Origin of the sequence: Gilvimarinus xylanilyticus (genome assembly GCF_024195295.1) — a bacterium.
Taxonomy (GTDB): domain Bacteria; phylum Pseudomonadota; class Gammaproteobacteria; order Pseudomonadales; family Cellvibrionaceae; genus Gilvimarinus; species Gilvimarinus xylanilyticus.
Genome location: NZ_JAMFTH010000003.1, coordinates 68,536 through 85,797, shown reverse-complemented (window position 1 = coordinate 85,797; position 17,262 = coordinate 68,536). Strand labels below are relative to the sequence as shown.

Below are 17,262 nucleotides of genomic sequence, written 5' to 3'. Positions count from 1 at the left end.
TCGCTAATAAAAAAGGGAAGCCACCACTAGGGTGGCCTCCGGGGTTAAAGGTTACAGAGAGTCGTCAGCTTTTAAGCCGATGGTTAAAGATTCCAGGTAGGCGTTGGGCTTACTGCCGTCGTATACAATGCCGTCAATAAAATCCGGTTGCTCACCTTTAAAACCTGTTTCCGATGCGAATGTCGGAAACTCGCTGGCTTGCGCTTCGCCATCTTCAATCAAAGCCTCGGCCGCACTTTGGTAAATGTCCGGGCGGTAGACTTTCTTCGCCGTTTCGAAATACCACTCATCGCTCTTGTGCTCAGAAATTTGACCCCAGCGACGCATTTGCGTCAGGTACCAGATGGCATCTGAGTAGTAGGGGTAGGTGGCGTTATAGCGAAAGAACACGTTAAAGTCGGGTATTTCGCGCTTGTCGCCTTTTTCGTATTCGAAGGTGCCGGTCATAGAGTTGGCAATCACCTCGGCGTCGGCGCCAACATAGTAGGGCTTAGAAAGAATCTCTACGGCTTCGGGTCGATTGGCGTTGTCGTTAGCATCCAACCATTTGGCGGCGCGAATCAAGGCTTTGGTTAAACGCACGGTGGTGTTGGGGTATTTTTCGGCAAACTCTTGAGTAATCCCAAAGACTTTTTCCGGATTATTTTTCCAGATTTCGTAATCGGTAATAACCGGCACACCGATACCTTTAAACACCGCTTGCTGGTTCCAGGGTTCGCCCACACAGTAGCCATAAATAGTACCGGCTTCCATGGTGGAGGGCATTTGCGGCGGAGGGGTGACACTTAAAAGCGCATCGGCTTGTAGTTGGCCCGAGGTGTCGCCTTTGTGGGGCGCGTAAAAGCCGGGGTGAATGCCGCCCGCGGCGAGCCAGTAGCGCAGCTCGTAGTTATGGGTTGATACCGGAAATACCATGCCCATGTTAAAGGGCTTACCCTGCTTTTTATACTCTTCCACGACTGGCTTTAAAGCGTCGGCTTTAATCGGGTGGACTGGCTTGCCATCATCGCGCTTGGCAATGTGGGGTTTCATTTGCTCCCAGATGTCGTTGGAAACCGTAATGCCGTTGCCGTTAAGATCCATAGAAAACGGCGTAATGATATGCGCTTCGGTGCCGTAACCAATGGTGGCGGCCAGAGGTTGGCCCGCCAGCATGTGGGCGCCGTCCAGCTCGCCGGTAATGACTCTGTCTAATAAAACTTTCCAGTTTGCCTGAGCTTCCAGTTCCACAAAAAGCCCTTCGTCTTCGAAGTAGCCTTTTTCTAAGGCAATGGCGAGTGGCGCCATATCGGTGAGTTTAATAAAACCGAATTTTAAATCTTCTATTTCCGGATCGCCCAGCGCGAAACTTTGCACGCTGATGCAAAGTGCGGCGGCGGTGGCTGCTAGTTTTTTGACTGGTTTTAACCAGCTTTTTAATCCCGTTTGTTTGAGGTCTTTCGTCATTTGAGTTACTCCCGTTCCCCAAGTTATTGATTCATTGTGATGCGAAGGTGCATTCATCTCGAAGGGAGTATTTCAAAGCCTGTGCCAGAAAACGGGGTTGCCAAAACTGTGCGTTTTTAATCGGAAAAATAAGTGTTGTTTTCAACGCTTAACAAAGCTTTGCACAGCGCTGGCGCTGTAAAAATATTTTGATGCACGTTTTGGCGCTATCGTTGTGCGTTATCGGTAGCCGGCTCGTGTCGTCAAACAGTGCGGTTTTGGGGGTGGGTGGCGCGCATCGGTGCAGTCATTGCCCGCAGTGCTATACTCGAAAGATGGGTGAATCACTCGGATACAAGGGTAAACTAACAGGTTTACTGATGCCGCTAATGGTGCTCGCTTTGTTCGGCTGCGCCAGCAACCGCTTACTGACGTTGATTGATGAACCCGCCCCTGACTTAATTGCGCGGGCGCTCACCCAAGCGGCGCCTGCACAGCCGAACAAAGCGAGCACCGTGGCGGACCAAAAACCGCTCCCCAAAATCGTAAGCGTCGCTTCGATTATGACGCTTACTCCGGCTATGGCGAGTTTTGCCGAGCAGGCGGTGGCGGGCGCGCATGGCGATGCAATGCGGGTTCGTGCGCTGCACCAGGCGTTAATTTTGCCCGCCTCTGCCGGGGGCTTGGGGATAGGCTACCAGCCGCTGGCGACCCTCACTCCCGCGCAAGTGTTTCGCACGCGCGAAGCCAATTGTTTAAGTTTTTCCCTGTTGTTTGTCGCTATGGCGCGTCACCTGGGGTTGGATGCCAGCTTAAACGATGTAGCGGTGCCGCCTAGCTGGACGATGAATAATGACCGGGTGCAGTTTATGCGCCATGTGAACGCCAAGGTCGATCTGCGGTTCAGCTCCGATGACATGGTGATAGATTTGGATATGTCCAATTACCGGCCCTACTATCAGCAGCAGTTAATCGACGATAAAACGGCCATTGCCCAGTACTACAATAACTTGGCAATGAGCCTGGACAATAGCGCGAGTAATGGCGATATTAAGCTGGCTTATATGCGCGCGGCTTTAGGGTTAGATTCCGCCCAAAGCTATTTGTGGAATAACCTGGCGGCGATTTATATGGGGTGGGATCAATCGGCGGTGGCCGAGGCTTTGTACCTAAAGGCGGTTCAGGTAAACCCCGACGATGTGACCGCTATCTGGAACCTGAGCGAGTTCTATCGCTTGCGGGGTAACACTGAGCTCGCCAATGCCCTGCAACAGCGGGTCACCGAATACCGCGACAGTAACCCTTATTATCAGTATCGTCTGGCCAGCGTGTATTTTGCCGACGATCAATACGAGTTGGCGGCCCAGCGTATTCAATCGGCCATTGCTAAGCAGCCCGAAGAAGAGCGTTTTTATCGTTTAGCCGAGGATATTTACCAATCCATGGAGCACCAAGGGAAGGGGCTATAAGGGGGGAGGCTTAGGGAACCAACCTCCGTGTTCAAGCTCTAAATGTTACGGGGTTTGGGCTCCGTTAATCACGTCGGGTTAAGGTAACCCTTACGCGGAACTCTCTATGATTCGATTTTTATTCAGGCCTGCCGATGTCAGGCGTGCTCTGGCCTCCGTGGTTTTGAGTGTGTGCGCCCTGGGAGTCGGTGCGGTTGAGCTGTCCGACGAGCAGGCGGGCCTGACCGACTATGCGACCACTCCTGAGGCCTGCCACCAAGCGCTGGGCTCTAGCCGCTCCCAGCACTATGGCGATAGTTACCAAATACCTTCTACGGTCAGCCTGCTGAGTTGGAATATTTATAAGGCACAGCGGGATCACCTGATGCGGGATTTGCAGGCCTTAAGCACCGAGGCGGACATTTTGCTCTTGCAAGAGGCACTGCTGGATAAGCGCCTGGAAGATTTAAAGCCCTATTGGCGCTTCGCCCCCGGATACAGCACAGACGACCTGCAAACCGGGGTGATGACGCTAAGCGCCTGGCCCGCCAGTGTCCATTGCCGCTTTGAGCATACCGAGCCCTGGTTGCGCACGCCCAAGGCCACCAGCGTGGTGGAATATATTCTGGATAGCGGCCAGCGCTTATTGGCGGTGAATATGCACTCCATTAACTTCGAGTTGGGGGTGACCGAGTATCGTCGCCAGCTACAGGATGTGGTGAGCATAGTCGCAGAGCATAACGGCCCGGCGGTACTTGCCGGCGATCTCAACAGCTGGAGTGACGATCGGCGCGAGCTTTTGCAGCGCCTACTGGCGCCTTTAGGGCTGACGCCAGCGGTATTCGCTGAGGATAATCGCACCCAGGCCTTCGGTTTGGCGCTGGATCATGTGTGGACCCGAGGTGTGTCGATCAGCGCCGCCGAGGTGCCGATATATCAAAGCTCGGACCACAACCCTTTGTTAGTGAGTATGCAATTTGATGAGGTGAATGACCGTGTTGCCCAAGATTAGTGTGTTAGTGATGGCGTTGGTGATCAGTGTCTCAGCACTGGCGGCCGAGCGCGATGAAAAAGAAATCCAGTATTTAATCGATTATGTGGCGGACAGCGGTATTACCTTTGTTCGCAATGGCAGCGAGCACAGTGCCATTGCGGCCGCCGATCATTTGCAGATGAAGTACGAACGCGCTGGGCGCTATGCCAAAACCGCGGAGGACTTTATCGATAATCTGGCCAGTAAAAGCTCCATTACCCGGCGGCCCTACAAGGTGATTTTATCCGATGGCACCCGCCTGAATGCCGAGGACTGGTTGTATCGCGCCCTAGAGCGTTATCGCGAGGAGCTGGCGCCGGAATCATGATTAAAGCCGCCGACGAGGCGTTGTACAAGGCCATTGAGGCCGGTATCAGCGCCTATTTTGACGGCTGCCGCGGGCGGGTGCCCGGGTTTGTTCGCAAGCACTTTGCCCTGCCCGGTGCCTGGCATACCAATCGCCGGGCACTGGGGTGGGACTTGGTGCGCGCACCGTTAAACCTGCTGTGGGCGCCTGTTTATATTCTCAGTCAGATTTTGGCCTGGCTGTGTGGGCGCCTAAAGCTGGGGCCGCTGGCGCGTCTGTTGCGGCGCTTTCCCAGTGGTATGCAAACCCAGGTGCAAACTTACTTAATGGCGCGCACCCAATCCCAGCTGCTCGAGGTGTCCGACGGCCGTCAGCCGCTGCGGGCGGCCATTGCCCAGAGTATTCTGTCCCGCGAGTCGCTGGATGATCTTTCCTTGGAGCAGGAGCGGCAACTGCAAGCGGCGTTGATGGATGCATTGCCCCAATACGCCCTGACTCGCACCGCCAGTGCCGATATCAGCAATACGCTGCTGGCTACCTTGGCGGGCGCTTTTACCTTGCAAAAATTTACCCCGGGCGCTCTCGCCATTGGGGCGGCCCTGGCGGGCATACTCGCGCAGCAAATGGCGGTGGCAGAGTTTATTTTGGGGCCCTGGCTGGGGCACTGGTACTACACCTTATTTCCGGTACAACCGGCCACCGAGCTGGTGCTGTTATCGACTGCGAGCACCATGGTCTTGCTGGCGGTATTCGCCTGTTTTTCGGGGCTGATTTCCGACCCATTTCAGGCCTATACCGGGATTCACCAAAGGCGCTTGGTGCGAATGCTGAACGGTCTAGAGCGCGACCTGAAAAACCGCGACACAGGTAACTTTCGCCCCAAAGATGCCTATTTGGCGCGGGTAATGGATCTGTTGGATGCCGCCCGTATCAGTCTGATGTGAGCTTAGCGTTCATCCTCATCCGTCTGCGCCGGTTCGGGCAAGGCGTCGGGGGCATCGTCGACATTAATCTCGCGCATAAAAATACCCCAAAAGGCGATAAACAGCGCGGCAATTAAGGGGCCAATAACAAAGCCGTTAATGCCAAACAGCGCCATACCCCCCAGGGTGGATAAGAGCACCAGATAATCCGGCAGTTTGGTGTCGCGGCCCACCAGCACCGGGCGCAGTAAATTATCCACCAAGCCAATCACGCCGCCGCCAAAGGCCACCAGTACAATCCCCTGAATAATCGAGCCGGTAGCCAGTAAATACAGAGCAACCGGCCCCCAGATAATAGCCGCCCCGACCGCCGGCAATAGCGACGCAAACGCCATGACCACGGCCCACAACAGTGCTGCGGGAATACCCAAAATCCAAAAGATTAAGCCGCCCAGGGCGCCCTGTACCATGGCCACCACCAGGTTGCCTTTTACCGTCGCGCGGGTGACTTCGGCAAACTTGGAAAACAGTAAGCGCTCGCGGGTATCGCCCATGGGCAGGGCCCGAATCATCAGCTCCAGCAGCGAGCCGCCGTCACGCAGAAAAAAGAAGGTGAGGTACAGCATCAAGCAAAAATCCAGCAAAAACTTAAAGGCGTTAGAGCCGATATTAAAGGTGTACTGGGCAATAAATTTGCCGCTGTTCATGGCCAGGTTGACGGTCTGCTTTTTCAAATCGTCAAAGTTCACCCCAAAGCGCTCCAGCCACTGTTGCACGACGGGAAAGCTGGTTTGAAACTGCTCAATATACTGCCCCAGATTGAGCTCGCCGGATTCCACTTTTTGGTACAGGTCGGCGGCCTGGGCCACGACCGAGCTGACCAAAAAAATCACCGGAATAATCACAATGATTAAACACATCATCAGGGTAATCAGCGCCTGGATGTTGGGGCGATGCTCCAGGGACGACAACAGCCGCGCCTGGGCGGGGTAGAAAATAATGGCCAGCGCGCAGGCCCAGAATACCGGGCCGAAAAAAGGTTTCAAAATCCATAAAAACGCGGCCGAAACCACCAGCAATAGCGCGAGAAAGGAGCGAGTTTCGAGATTTTTTTGAAATTCGGACATGGCGTTATGGACTTTGTGGGGCGGTTTGCTCACCGCTGGGGCAATGGCGGGCCGCTCACAGATGGCAAGGCCGCGCGCCGGAAATTAATCTTGGGTCAGTGAAATGGCGGGTGTCAGAATAAACACCCGCTCTGTCAGTTTAACGACGGTCTTGCGCTTAGGCTTCGGCGGCCGCTGGCGCTGATTGGGTGGGCATGGCCAAGAGCACAATCAGGGCAATCCAGCCGATCACCGGAATCAGGCAGAGCAACATCCACCAGCCGGAACGACCCGAGTCGTGCAGACGACGAACGCCCGCGGAGATGCCGGGAATTAACAAGACCAAGCTGTAAATGCTGCTCAGAAACTCCATGCCAATCAGATTGGCGACCACGGCGACGGCGAGGGCGATTAAAAAGTTGATTAGTACAAACATCCAGTACTGGGTGCGGGTCCAACGGCCTTCAAAGTCTGCGAATTGTCTAAAAGCCTGAATGTAATATTCCATACTGCCTCCTGCATAGTGGGGGAGTCCCCCGGATCATTATTAGAGTGGTCATTCTTACCTATGTTGAGCCTCTTGTCGATACGCTAACACCCGCAGGTCTCGCAATTGTCGTTTTTTGGTGCGCCTGCCAGACAGCAAGCTGATTGATGGTGCGCAAAATACGTTCAGTGCCTGCCTCGCCCCGATTCTGCCTCACCATAGAAATGGCACATAAAATGTAAGTCGCAAAGCACTTTAACTTATATAAAAGGTTTTGCGTTATGCGTGGCTTGCTTAAAAATCTCGGGGGTATCGGGCTACTGTTTTTCAGTGCGGGGGCATTGGCGTCAGATTCTGCCTCCAAGGTGTCGGTGGATACCCTGTGGGTGGTGATTGCCGCTGCGCTGGTGTTTTTTATGCAAGCGGGCTTTGCGCTGCTGGAAAGCGGCATGTCGCGGGCCAAGAACACCGTTAATGTGATTATGAAAAACTACGCCGACCTGTGTCTGGGCAGCTTGGTGTTCTGCCTATTGGGCTTTGGTTTAATGTTTGGCGCTAACCCCAGCGGTTTTTGGGGCACCGATCATTTTGGCTTGAACCCAAACCAACAGTGGGACTGGGCGCTGGTATTGTTCCAAACCATGTTTGCCGCCACCGCCGCCACCATTGCCAGCGGCGCTCTGGCCGAACGCACCCGTTTCGGGGCCTACTTGCTGTGCGCCTGTGTGGTGATGGGGGTGCTCTACCCATTGTTTGGCAGCTGGGTGTGGGGCAGTGCTTTTGCCGGCACTGGCTGGTTGGCCGAGCTGGGCTTTGTGGATTTTGCCGGTTCCACGGTCGTGCATTCTCTGGGCGCCTGGGTGGCGTTGGCAGGGGTGCTGGTGGTGGGCCCTCGCATTGGTCGCTTTGATGCCCAGGGCAAACCGCGCCTGATACCCGGTCATAACGCCAGCTATGTCGCCCTGGGTGGGCTGGTATTGTGGCTCGGTTGGTTTGGTTTTAACGGGGGCAGTACCCTCAGCGCCGATGTGTCCATCGGTTTAATTAATCTCAACACCCACCTTGCCGCCTGCGCCGGTTGCGCCGGAGCTCTGTTGGCCTGCCTGTTAAGTCGGCAGGCGCTGTCGGTCTCTCAGTTGGTCAATGGCAGCATTGGCGGCTTGGTAGCGATTACTGCCGGTTGCGCCACCATGGAGCCGCTGTGGACGATTGTGACTGGCGCGGTGGCCGGTCTAATGGTGGTGTTCGGCGCGCGCGTGCTGTTGCGTCTGCGCGTTGACGATGTGGTGGGGGCTATTCCGGTACACGGTTTTGCCGGCGCTTGGGGCACACTGGCGGCGGGATTATTTTTGCAGGGCAATATGTTTGATGCCGCCGTGATTGCGGTACAGCTAATTGGCATTTTGACCTGCTTTTTGTGGGCATTTTTAGGCGCACTGCTGGTGTTCGCGCTGGTGAATTTGGTGCTGCCGCTGCGGGCCGATCCGCAGCATGAGCAGCGCGGCCTGGATATCACCGAGCACGGCGAGATTGGCTACCCCGAGTTTGCCAAGGGCACGGCCTACACCAGTAAAACTCTGGAGGGCTTGGATCCATGAGCACCGCCGCCGAGCAGATACAAAAGCGTCGAATCGTCTATACCGCATTGGCGGAGTTTCTCAAAGGCGATGATCTGGCGGCGGCGTTTCGCCTGTGGGAGCAATCCTACGCCGCCCAGCCGGTATACGCGTTAAACGAGTTTGTGGGGCGTTTAAATCACTTGCCCGGTCTAAACGGTCGCCGTAAAGATGTGATTCGCAGTTTGCTGCGCTTGCACCAGCAGCCCCAGGGGTTGTTACCCGACCCGGTTAAGGTCAATGTTTCGCCCGCCCCCGCCAGTCCCGAGCGCCTGGACCGGGTGTTCGAGCACTTTTTAGTGGCCTTGGAAATGGTTTTGCCGCGCGAAAGCTTTGTTCAGCTGCGGCTCAATTTTTTACTGCGACTGGATGGGATTAAACTTAACCCGGCCATTAAAAGCCGTTTGCGTCAGTGGTTTGATGGCGACGATGTTAAGCGCGTATTTTCAGTGGTATGTACCGCGCCGGAAATGCGTCGGGTGGTAAACCAGCTGTATGTGGTGATGTGTGAGCTTTTCGGGCCGGTGCGGGCGGACGATATTCTGGAGGCTTGCGTCGAGTGGCTCGAGCTCCATCATCCGGCCAGTGTGCGCGATATTCGCCGGTTTTTGTAGGCGACGCACGAATGCGCCGCCAGTGTTAAGCCGGTCGTGAGCTTGGGAGGCTTACCAGCCCAGGTCGGGCTCGGGGTAGTACTGAATACCCATAGCGTCCAACTGTCCGCGCAATTGTCCCAAGCGCTTAGTAAAGGCGCTGTAATCGCGGCTGTCGACTTGGCTCCAACCCAGCTCGGCGGTCGCCGCCAGGCGTGGCCAAAGGCGATTATCCGCTGCTGCATTGGTGTGAACCAGCTCGGACCAGAGCGCCGATTCTACCCCTACTGCCGCGCCGAAGGCCGAGGTGTCCAGGCTGTAAGCGCGCTCTAAAGGAACACCTTCTTTGCGGCACCAGTCGTAGGTGTTGGGTTGCTCGGCGTAGTTGCCGTGGTCAAAGTAGGCGTAGGTGCAGGGCGACAAAATCAGCTGATGGCCGCGCTCCAACGCCGGCTGAATATCGTATTCATCGTTCCACAATTGCAGTAATACATCGGGGTCATTATCGGCGACCGACCCTTCCTCCCAGGCAATGGCGGTGCGCCCCAGCTTATCGACAATTTTGGTGGCGCGGCCGATAAACTCGGCGTACAGCGGGTCTTTAATCTCGTCGCCGCCAATATGAATGTACTCGGATGGGAACAGCTCAATAATCTCCGCCAGCACGTTCTCCACCCAAGGGTAAATGACTTCGGGCTTGGTCAGGCAGAGCTTGCTAAAGCCCACTTCCAGCCCCGAATAGGGACCAAGATTGGTGACATCGTCGCAGGCCAGCTCGTTGTAGGAGGCCAGGGCGGCCTGAGTGTGGCCGGGCAAATCGATTTCGGGCACCAAGGTAATGTGATGGGCCCGGGCATAGGCCACCAGCTCGCGAATCTCCGCCTGGGTGTAAAAGCCACTGCGCCCGCCTTCCACGGCGCTGGCACCGCCAATTTCGGTAAGCTTGGGGTACTGTTTGATTTCTACCCGCCAACCCTGATCGTCGCTTAAGTGTAGGTGCAGTCGATTGAGCTTAAAGCGCGCCATACGCTCGATATGACTTTTAAGGTACTCGGTGGGGTAAAAGCTGCGCGCTACATCCAGCATATTGCCGCGCCAGGCAAAAGCCGGGGTGTCGGTAATGGCGACCAGCGGTAGCTGGTAATCCTTGCTCGCCTGGGCGGGCAGCAATTGACGCAGGGTCTGAACGCCGTAAAAAAGACCGGTATCGGTGTTGGCGCTGATACTGACGTGAGAGTCGATAATCAGGCGGTAGCCCTCATCGCCCAGAGCGGGTTCTTGCACCCGGATCAGCTCAATTTGGCTGGGCGCGGTATCACTTAGCTCAATGTCCAATTGCTCAAGCAGCGTATTCAGTGCCGGTTGTGCGGTTTCGCTGCCGTCGGCGGCTTCCACATGGACGGTGTTGTGTAGGGTTAAAGTTCCGGGGATAACCTCTACCGAGTTGGGGTAGGGCACCAGCGAAAGCGGTTGAGTTTGTGCCGCCTGGGGGGCTTGTTCGGTTTCGACGTTTTTTTCCGGTGAGGTACTGCCGCAACCTGCCAGAGTGCAGGCCAGGGCGAAGGCCAGAATTGTTCTCATTGTTTGCTCCATAGTTAAAGTGCGCTGATGGGCATTATGGGTGAAGGCCTGATGCTCTGCGGCTTTTTTTATGGCTCATCCCCTCTGGCTCTGGGCGAAATTAGACCAAGTGTGCCTCGGTGCGCAACCATCTTTGTATCTTAATGCGGTATGCTTACGCTTCTTAACTTTATTGATAAAGCTAGGCCCATGACAACACAAATAAAAAAACTGGTCATTCTCGGGGGTGGTACGGCCGGCTGGATTGCCGCCACCACCTTGGGGCGTATTTTCCAAAATAGCGACGTCAGTATTGAGCTGGTGGAATCTGAACAGGTAGGCGTTATTGGCGTCGGGGAGGCCACCGTGCCTCTGTTCGTGGATTTCTTGCGCCGCTCGGGCATCGACGAGGCCGACTTTATTCGCCGTACTCAGGCCACGTTTAAATGGGGCATTGAGTTTGTCGACTGGCGGCAACCGGGCGAAAGCTATTTACATACCTTCGGACCTATCGGCCGCCAGATTGATGGCCACGATTTTTACCAACTTTGGCTTAAGGCCCAGGCCGAAGGAGATGTAACGCCCCTCATGGCTCACTCGCCCGAGGCAGTTTTGAGTAGGGCCAATAAGTTTTATTTACCCTTTAAGGCGGCGGGTACGCCCTTCGCCAATGCCCGCTACGCACTTCACTTAGATGCCACCCTGGTCAGCGCTTATCTCAGCGAATACGCGCAAGGCTTAGGAGTAAAGCGCACCCTGGGGCATGTCGGTGAGATTGAACAGGATGATGGCGGCGATATCCGGGCGCTGCAGTTGACCGACGGCGGGCGGGTTGCGGGGGATTTCTTTTTTGATTGCAGCGGTTTTCAGGGACTGTTAATTAAACAGTGTCCGGGCGCTGGATATGAAGATTGGTCCGAGTTTTTACCCTGTGACCGCGCGGTAACTGTGCCCTCGGCACGCGCGCCGGTGACTAAGTCCCATACGGTAGCGACCGCTCGTTCTGCCGGGTGGAGCTGGCGCATTCCCCTGCAGCAGCGCAACGGCAACGGCTATGTCTACGCCAGTGATTTTATCAGCGATGATGAGGCCCGCGCTGAACTGCTGGCTTCGCTGGATACCGAGCCCTTGGCCGAGCCTCGAGTCATTCCCTTTACTACGGGGGTAAGGTCTGACGCCTGGCGCAATAACTGTCTGGCGCTGGGCTTGGCCCAGGGCTTTTTGGAGCCTTTGGAATCCACCGCGATTCACCTGGTATCTAAGTCGCTGGCGCATTTTGTACGTTTCTTTCCGGGAGCGGATACCCGCGAGCCTCTGCGCCGGGAGTTTAATCGCCGCTTGTACCATGACTACTGCGAAATTCGCGATTTTCTGGTGTTGCACTATTGCACCACTGGCCGCAGCGATACGCCTTTTTGGCGCGCCTGTCAGGCCATGACGCCCCCGGACACCTTGCGCGAAAAACTGAGCTTGTTTCGCGCTCAGGGAAATTTGATTCCGGGGGTGGAGGATTTCTTTCAGCCCAGTAGCTGGCAGATGGTGCTGACCGGCATGGGGGTAACGCCTTTAGGCTACAACCCCACGGTGGATGCTTTGGACTATGCCGCGGTGGCGCGCTCGCTGGCTGCGGGAAAAGACGCGATTGCGCGCGCCGCCGCCACACAACCCAGCCACGATGAGTTTATCGACACCTACTGCAAGGCGCCGCCTCTGTAGTTTCAGGGGGAGGTTTTAAGGCGCGAGCTTGCCGTTTTCCAGGCTCGCCAGCTGGGTTAGGCGCTGGTCGATGGCGCGCTCGATGCCCTGGGCATCTAACCCCTGGCTGGCCATTTGGTCGGCCTGGCTGGCGTGGCTGACAAACTCGTCGGCAAGGCCCAATTGCAGCAGCGGGGTGACAATGCCCGCCGCGCTCAGGTATTCGGCCACCGCCGATCCCGCGCCGCCGGCAATGGCGTTTTCTTCCAGAGTGACCAACAACTTGTGGCGCTTTTGCATAGCGTCGATTAGCTGGGTATCCAGAGGCTTAACAAAGCGCATGTCGCACAGGGTTAAACCCAGTTTGTCGGCCACCCGTCGGGCCACCTTACCGAGTGTGCCAAAACACAAAATAGCCGCGCCTGTGCCCTCGCGCTTAATCGCGCCCTTGCCAATGGGCAAAGCGTGCATAGACGTTTCAACCTCGGCACCCGGGCCGCGCCCGCGCGGGTAGCGCACCGCGCTGGGCCCTTGGTGTTGGTAGCAGGTGTAGAGCAGCTGGCGGCATTCGTTTTCGTCGCTGGGGGCGGCGATCACCATATTGGGAATACAGCGCAAATAGGTGATATCAAAACTGCCCGCGTGGGTGGCGCCGTCTTCGCCCACCAATCCCGCGCGGTCAATGGCAAAGGTCACATCCAGGTTTTGCAGAGCGACATCGTGGATTAGCTGATCGTAGGCGCGTTGCAAAAAGGTGGAGTAAATCGCCACCACCGGCTTCTGTCCTTCGCAGGCCAGGCCCGCCGCCAGAGTCACCGCGTGCTGCTCGGCGATGGCGACGTCGTAAAAGCGCTCGGGGTAGTCTCGGGCGAATTCCACCATGCCCGAGCCCTCGCACATGGCGGGGGTTATGCCGAACAGGCGCGGCTCTACGGCGGCCATATCGCACAGCCAGCGGCCGAAAATATCCTGGTATTTGGGGCGGTTGGATACGGGCTTTTTGGGGGCTGGCTCCAGTTTGTTGAGGGCGTGGTAGCCCACCGGGTCCTGCTCGGCTGGCTCAAAGCCTTTGCCCTTTTGGGTGATAATGTGCAACAGCTTGGGCCCTTTAACCCCGCGCAAATTGCGCAGGTAGCGCACCAGCGACGACATATCGTGGCCGTCGATGGGGCCTACGTAGTTAAAGCCCATCTCTTCAAATAAAGTGCCCGGCGAGACGAAGCCTTTAAAATGCTCTTCCGTGCGCTTGGCAAATTCCCAAGCCGAGGGAATTTTGGTCAGCACTTGTTTGCTGCCCTCGCGCAGGGAGTTATAGAACTTGCTGCCCCAGATTTTTGACAGGTAAGTGGCCAGTCCGCCCACATTGGGCGAGATGGACATATTGTTATCGTTGAGAATGACCAGCATATCGGCGTCGGTATGGGCGGCGTGATTAAGCGCCTCAAAGGCCATACCGGCGGTCATGGCGCCGTCGCCAATAATGGCGGCGCATTTGCGATCTCCACCGCCCAGTGCCATACCCAGCGCAGCGCTGATAGAAGTACTGGAGTGACCCACACCAAAGGTGTCGTACTCGCTTTCGTCGCGTTTGGGAAAGCCCGACAGGCCTCCGGCCTGGCGCATGGTTAACAGCTGCTCGCGACGCCCGGTGAGAATTTTGTGGGGGTAGGTTTGGTGGCCCACGTCCCACACCAGCCGGTCCTCGGGGGTGTTGTAAATATAGTGCAGGGCAATGGTCAGCTCGACGACGCCCAAGCCGGCACCAAAGTGCCCTCCGGTTTGTCCCACGCTGTACAGCAAGAAGGCCCGCAGCTCATCGGCCAGCTGGGGCAGTTCTTTTTCATCGAGCAGGCGCAAATCGGCGGGGGCGTTAATACGCTCCAGCAAGGGGGTCTGCGGCCGTGTTGTGGGTATTTCATTCAGCATGGGGCAACGTCTGTCTTTAGCAAGGGGCCATTGTAGGCACCACTAGCGCTCTCGCTCAACCACATATTGGGCGATTAGGCGCAGCGGCTGGGTGTCGCCGGGAAGCTTGGCAAGGGCATCCAACGCCTGGGCGAGCAGAGTATGGGCATGCTCGCGCGCGGCCTCTAAGCCCAGTAGGGACACATAGGTGGGTTTGTTACGCGCGGCATCGGCGCCCTGGGTTTTGCCCAGGGTGGCGGTGTCGGCGGTCACATCCAGAATGTCATCTTGTACTTGAAAGGCCAGGCCAATAGCGCGGCTGTAGTTTTCCAGCGCGCGACGCGACGGAGCGTCGGCGTCGGCGGCGATCGCGCCCATGGCCACGCTGGCATCAATTAAGGCGCCGGTTTTACAGCGGTGCATGCGCTCAAGCTGCGTGAGTGTCAGGGTGCCGTCCACGGCGGCCAAGTCAATGGCCTGGCCCAGGACCATGCCTTGGGCGCCCGCGGCTTGGGCCAGGGTTTGAATCAGCGCCAGCTTCGCTTCGGCCGTTAGAGAATCGGCTTGGCTAAGGGTTTCAAAGGCCAGTGTCTGTAGGGCATCGCCCGCGAGAATGGCCAGCGCCTCGTCGAAGGCAATATGGCAGGTGGGTTGGCCGCGGCGCAGTTCGTCGTCGTCCATGGCCGGCAGGTCATCGTGCACCAGGCTGTAGGCGTGGATGGCTTCCACCGCACAGACAATATTGTCCAGCGCCGGGTGGTCGTGGTTGCCGGTTAGTGCGCGGTAACTGGCCAGAACCAACAGGGGGCGAATACGCTTCCCGCCGCCGGACAGGGCATAACCCATGGCCTCGGCCAGGCGACTGTCGACGGTGGTTGGGACCGCGTTTGCCAGCGCTTGCTCAATACGCGGGCGCAGCGTTTGGGCGTAATCTGAAAACCCTGTCATTGCGCTTCGTCGGGTGCCTCAAAGTCGGTAAAGCTGGGTTCACCGTTTTGCTCTATCAGGGTCTGCACATGCTGCTCGGCCTGGGTCAGCTTTTGCTGGCACTCGCGGGTCAGCTTAATGCCCTGTTCAAACGCTTGCAGAGATTCTTCCAGCGTCAGTTCGCCGCTCTCCATACGGGTTACCAGGGTTTCCAGCTCTGTCAGAGCGGATTCCAGATCCGGACTTTTCTTTTTCGCGGGCATGAGGGCCATCACTTAGTTTGGTTGCTTGAGTTTTTCTTCCGGCCGCCGATAAGCTGAAACGAATGCCGGATTTAACGGCGCCATTATACGGTTTGCGGCTGGCATATTTACAGTCCCCGTCAGAATACGACTAGAATAGGGCAAACTTACCGGGCACCACAGGCGCCCCAGCGAAGGAGTAACGGGTGGATTTAGCAACGCTGATAGGCTTACTGGGGGCTTTGGCCCTGATTGTGGCCTCGATGTTTATGTCCGGCGAAATTGGCATGTTCGTCAATGCGCCCTCGCTGGTCATTGTGGTGGGGGGCAGCGTTTTTGCGGTCATGGCCAAATTTGGTCTGGGACAGTTCCTGAGTGCGTTTAAAGTGGCCGGGAAAAGTTTTGTGAATAAGCTCGATGACCCGCTGGATATGATCGATGAAATTGTCGACTTGGCCGATGCCGCACGCAAAGGTGGATTGTTATCTCTGGAGGGTAAGGACGTCAGCAATGGCTTTTTGCAAAAGGGCATTCAGTTGCTGGTAGACGGCCACGACCCGGATGTGGTGCGCACCATGCTCTCTAAAGATCGCTCGCTGGCCGAGCGCCGCCACCGCGGTGGCTCTTCTATTTTTGCCTCGCTGGGGGATGTCGCCCCGGCCATGGGGATGATCGGTACCCTAATCGGCCTGGTCGCCATGCTCGCCAATATGGACGATCCCAAGGCGATTGGCCCGGCCATGGCAGTAGCCCTTTTGACCACCCTGTACGGCGCTATGTTGGCTAATGCGGTGTTTTTGCCGATTGCCGATAAACTGAGATTGCGCGCGGCCGAGGAATATATGATCAAAAGCATGATCATCGATGGCTTGCTGGCGATTCAAAACGGCCAGAACCCCCGGGTGATTGACACGATTTTACGCACCTACCTGCCCGAAGGTAAACGCGATGCCGCCGATGCCGCGAGCTAATTCAAGGGCGATTGCATGAGTGCCGATGAAGAAGAAAATGAATGCGAATGCCCGCCGGGTTTACCCGCGTGGATGGCGACCTTTGCGGATTTGATGGCGCTGCTGATGTGTTTCTTTGTGCTGTTGCTGTCCTTTTCGGAAATGGACGCGATGAAGTTCCGCCGCCTGGCGGGGTCGCTGGCCCAGGCGTTTGGGGTGCAGGCCAAAGTCAATGTTAACGAAATCCCCAAAGGCACCAGCATCATTGCGCAGGAGTTCAGCCCCGGCAAACCCGAGCCCACCCCGATTAACGAGATCTTTCAGCGCACTCAGGACATTACTCAAATGAGCCTGGAGGTGCGCGATTCGCAGGAGTATGACATTGAGCGCGGCGAGCCGGATATGGAGGAAAGCGCGAAGCAACGTCTGCAGAGTATTCTCGAGGAGCTGGTCGAGCAGACCCGCGAAGACGCCCGCGAGCTGGCGGGCAAGCTGGAGGATCGGATAGCCAACGGTGAAATCGAAATTGAAACCGAGGGTCGGCAGATTATTATCCGCATCCGCGAGAGGGGCTCGTTTGAATCCGGTTCGGCCACGTTGGCGGCGGATTATTACGATGTTATCGACGAAATACGAGCCGTACTTATGCTCAAGCCGGGTTTGATTGAGGTGCAGGGGCACACGGATAACATCCCTATCCGCTCCGAACGGTTCCGTTCCAACTGGGATTTGTCGGCCATGCGCGCCTCCTCGGTGGCCACCCAGCTAATGCGCGGTGGTTATTTGGCGCCCGAGCGCTTTGAAGTCTCGGGTTTTGCCGCCACCCGCCCTCTGGCGTCGAATGATTCGGCGGCCAACCGGGCCCGCAACCGGCGGGTCGAAATTGTGATTAGGCAGGGGCTCGGCAACGACCTGCAGGCCGAGGATATTGAGCTGCTGAAAAACGAGGGTGAAGATATTATCCGCCAAATGGATATTGAGCCCGAGTATTTGTTCGATCTGGAGCCCGAAGAGGTGTTCTGACGATATTCGGGCTTGTAAGAGA

The 17,262-nt window shown here is 56.6% G+C and carries 16 protein-coding genes; 9 read left to right on the top strand and 7 right to left on the bottom strand.

What is annotated here, in order from left to right:
• Positions 1–51: 51 nt before the first annotated feature.
• On the bottom strand, positions 52–1,446 hold the full coding sequence (locus M6D89_RS10960; protein WP_253968115.1) for a CmpA/NrtA family ABC transporter substrate-binding protein: 1,395 nt from the start codon (positions 1,444–1,446) through the stop codon (positions 52–54).
• A gap of 359 nt (positions 1,447–1,805) precedes the next feature.
• Here M6D89_RS10960 and M6D89_RS10955 point away from each other — a divergent pair, with 359 nt between their 5' ends.
• The 4 genes from M6D89_RS10955 (at position 1,806) to M6D89_RS10940 (ending at position 5,157) form a co-directional block, all read left to right on the top strand.
• The gene (locus M6D89_RS10955) at positions 1,806–2,894 is read left to right on the top strand and encodes a transglutaminase domain-containing protein (RefSeq protein WP_253968114.1); all 1,089 of its coding nucleotides are present in this window, start codon (positions 1,806–1,808) and stop codon (positions 2,892–2,894) included.
• Positions 2,895–3,000: 106 nt separating this feature from the next.
• A complete protein-coding gene (locus tag M6D89_RS10950; protein ID WP_253968113.1) occupies positions 3,001–3,885 on the top strand; it encodes an endonuclease/exonuclease/phosphatase family protein in 885 nt (294 codons plus the stop codon).
• A complete protein-coding gene (locus M6D89_RS10945; protein WP_253968112.1) occupies positions 3,869–4,234 on the top strand; it encodes a DUF5329 family protein in 366 nt (121 codons plus the stop codon). Before M6D89_RS10950 ends, M6D89_RS10945 begins: the two co-directional genes overlap by 17 nt.
• On the top strand, positions 4,231–5,157 hold the full coding sequence (locus tag M6D89_RS10940) for a DUF6635 family protein (RefSeq protein ID WP_253968111.1): 927 nt from the start codon (positions 4,231–4,233) through the stop codon (positions 5,155–5,157). Before M6D89_RS10945 ends, M6D89_RS10940 begins: the two co-directional genes overlap by 4 nt.
• Before the next feature lie 2 nt (positions 5,158–5,159).
• Here the strand turns inward: M6D89_RS10940 and M6D89_RS10935 are convergent, their stop codons facing one another.
• Positions 5,160–6,263 (bottom strand): AI-2E family transporter, encoded by a 1,104-nt coding sequence (locus M6D89_RS10935; RefSeq protein ID WP_253968110.1) that lies wholly within the window; start codon positions 6,261–6,263, stop codon positions 5,160–5,162.
• A 157-nt stretch (positions 6,264–6,420) separates the two neighbouring features.
• Complete coding sequence (locus M6D89_RS10930; RefSeq protein ID WP_253968109.1) at positions 6,421–6,750, bottom strand: DUF805 domain-containing protein; 330 nt, start codon at positions 6,748–6,750, stop codon at positions 6,421–6,423.
• A gap of 260 nt (positions 6,751–7,010) precedes the next feature.
• On the opposite strand from M6D89_RS10930, the gene M6D89_RS10925 reads away from it, so the two are divergent.
• Both M6D89_RS10925 and M6D89_RS10920 read left to right on the top strand, forming a co-directional pair.
• Complete coding sequence (locus tag M6D89_RS10925) at positions 7,011–8,327, top strand: ammonium transporter (protein WP_253968108.1); 1,317 nt, start codon at positions 7,011–7,013, stop codon at positions 8,325–8,327.
• Positions 8,324–8,959 (top strand): hypothetical protein, encoded by a 636-nt coding sequence (locus M6D89_RS10920; RefSeq protein WP_253968107.1) that lies wholly within the window; start codon positions 8,324–8,326, stop codon positions 8,957–8,959. The genes M6D89_RS10925 and M6D89_RS10920 overlap by 4 nt, the downstream gene beginning before the upstream one ends.
• 51 nt (positions 8,960–9,010) lie before the next feature.
• Here the strand turns inward: M6D89_RS10920 and M6D89_RS10915 are convergent, their stop codons facing one another.
• Positions 9,011–10,519 carry a beta-N-acetylhexosaminidase gene (locus tag M6D89_RS10915; protein ID WP_253968106.1) on the bottom strand — a complete coding sequence of 503 codons (1,509 nt, stop codon included), beginning with the start codon at positions 10,517–10,519 and terminating at the stop codon, positions 9,011–9,013.
• Between the two features lie 189 nt (positions 10,520–10,708).
• Between M6D89_RS10915 and M6D89_RS10910 the strand changes: the two genes are divergently transcribed.
• Positions 10,709–12,214, top strand: a complete 1,506-nt coding sequence (locus M6D89_RS10910) for a tryptophan halogenase family protein (protein WP_253968105.1) — start codon at positions 10,709–10,711, stop codon at positions 12,212–12,214.
• 15 nt (positions 12,215–12,229) lie between these two features.
• Here the strand turns inward: M6D89_RS10910 and dxs are convergent, their stop codons facing one another.
• Genes dxs through M6D89_RS10895 form a run of 3 tightly spaced genes read right to left on the bottom strand, consistent with a single transcriptional unit; the run spans position 12,230 to position 15,288 of the window.
• Positions 12,230–14,119 carry a 1-deoxy-D-xylulose-5-phosphate synthase gene (gene dxs, locus M6D89_RS10905; protein ID WP_253968104.1) on the bottom strand — a complete coding sequence of 630 codons (1,890 nt, stop codon included), beginning with the start codon at positions 14,117–14,119 and terminating at the stop codon, positions 12,230–12,232.
• 42 nt (positions 14,120–14,161) lie between these two features.
• Positions 14,162–15,046: a polyprenyl synthetase family protein gene (locus M6D89_RS10900; protein WP_253968103.1), complete on the bottom strand. Its 885-nt coding sequence runs from the start codon at positions 15,044–15,046 to the stop codon at positions 14,162–14,164.
• A complete protein-coding gene (locus M6D89_RS10895) occupies positions 15,043–15,288 on the bottom strand; it encodes an exodeoxyribonuclease VII small subunit (RefSeq protein ID WP_253968102.1) in 246 nt (81 codons plus the stop codon). The genes M6D89_RS10900 and M6D89_RS10895 overlap by 4 nt, the downstream gene beginning before the upstream one ends.
• A 185-nt stretch (positions 15,289–15,473) precedes the next feature.
• Between M6D89_RS10895 and pomA the strand changes: the two genes are divergently transcribed.
• Both pomA and M6D89_RS10885 read left to right on the top strand, forming a co-directional pair.
• Positions 15,474–16,238 carry a flagellar motor protein PomA gene (gene pomA / locus M6D89_RS10890; protein WP_253968101.1) on the top strand — a complete coding sequence of 255 codons (765 nt, stop codon included), beginning with the start codon at positions 15,474–15,476 and terminating at the stop codon, positions 16,236–16,238.
• A gap of 15 nt (positions 16,239–16,253) precedes the next feature.
• A complete protein-coding gene (locus M6D89_RS10885) occupies positions 16,254–17,240 on the top strand; it encodes a flagellar motor protein MotB (RefSeq protein WP_253968100.1) in 987 nt (328 codons plus the stop codon).
• The last annotated feature ends 22 nt before the right edge of the window (positions 17,241–17,262 follow it).

Excerpts from the sequence above, each read along its gene's own strand:
- M6D89_RS10955 (WP_253968114.1), top strand. The coding sequence starts at position 1,806 with ATGCCGCTAATGGTGCTCGCTTTGTTCGGCTGCGCCAGCAACCGCTTA.
- M6D89_RS10950 (WP_253968113.1), top strand. The coding sequence starts at position 3,001 with ATGATTCGATTTTTATTCAGGCCTGCCGATGTCAGGCGTGCTCTGGCC.
- M6D89_RS10960 (WP_253968115.1), bottom strand. The coding sequence starts at position 1,446 with ATGACGAAAGACCTCAAACAAACGGGATTAAAAAGCTGGTTAAAACCA.
- M6D89_RS10900 (WP_253968103.1), bottom strand. The coding sequence starts at position 15,046 with ATGACAGGGTTTTCAGATTACGCCCAAACGCTGCGCCCGCGTATTGAG.
- M6D89_RS10895 (WP_253968102.1), bottom strand. The coding sequence starts at position 15,288 with ATGCCCGCGAAAAAGAAAAGTCCGGATCTGGAATCCGCTCTGACAGAG.
- M6D89_RS10935 (WP_253968110.1), bottom strand. The coding sequence starts at position 6,263 with ATGTCCGAATTTCAAAAAAATCTCGAAACTCGCTCCTTTCTCGCGCTA.
- M6D89_RS10920 (WP_253968107.1), top strand. The coding sequence starts at position 8,324 with ATGAGCACCGCCGCCGAGCAGATACAAAAGCGTCGAATCGTCTATACC.
- dxs (WP_253968104.1), bottom strand. The coding sequence starts at position 14,119 with ATGCTGAATGAAATACCCACAACACGGCCGCAGACCCCCTTGCTGGAG.
- M6D89_RS10930 (WP_253968109.1), bottom strand. The coding sequence starts at position 6,750 with ATGGAATATTACATTCAGGCTTTTAGACAATTCGCAGACTTTGAAGGC.
- M6D89_RS10885 (WP_253968100.1), top strand. The coding sequence starts at position 16,254 with ATGAGTGCCGATGAAGAAGAAAATGAATGCGAATGCCCGCCGGGTTTA.
- M6D89_RS10915 (WP_253968106.1), bottom strand. The coding sequence starts at position 10,519 with ATGAGAACAATTCTGGCCTTCGCCCTGGCCTGCACTCTGGCAGGTTGC.
- M6D89_RS10925 (WP_253968108.1), top strand. The coding sequence starts at position 7,011 with ATGCGTGGCTTGCTTAAAAATCTCGGGGGTATCGGGCTACTGTTTTTC.
- M6D89_RS10940 (WP_253968111.1), top strand. The coding sequence starts at position 4,231 with ATGATTAAAGCCGCCGACGAGGCGTTGTACAAGGCCATTGAGGCCGGT.
- M6D89_RS10910 (WP_253968105.1), top strand. The coding sequence starts at position 10,709 with ATGACAACACAAATAAAAAAACTGGTCATTCTCGGGGGTGGTACGGCC.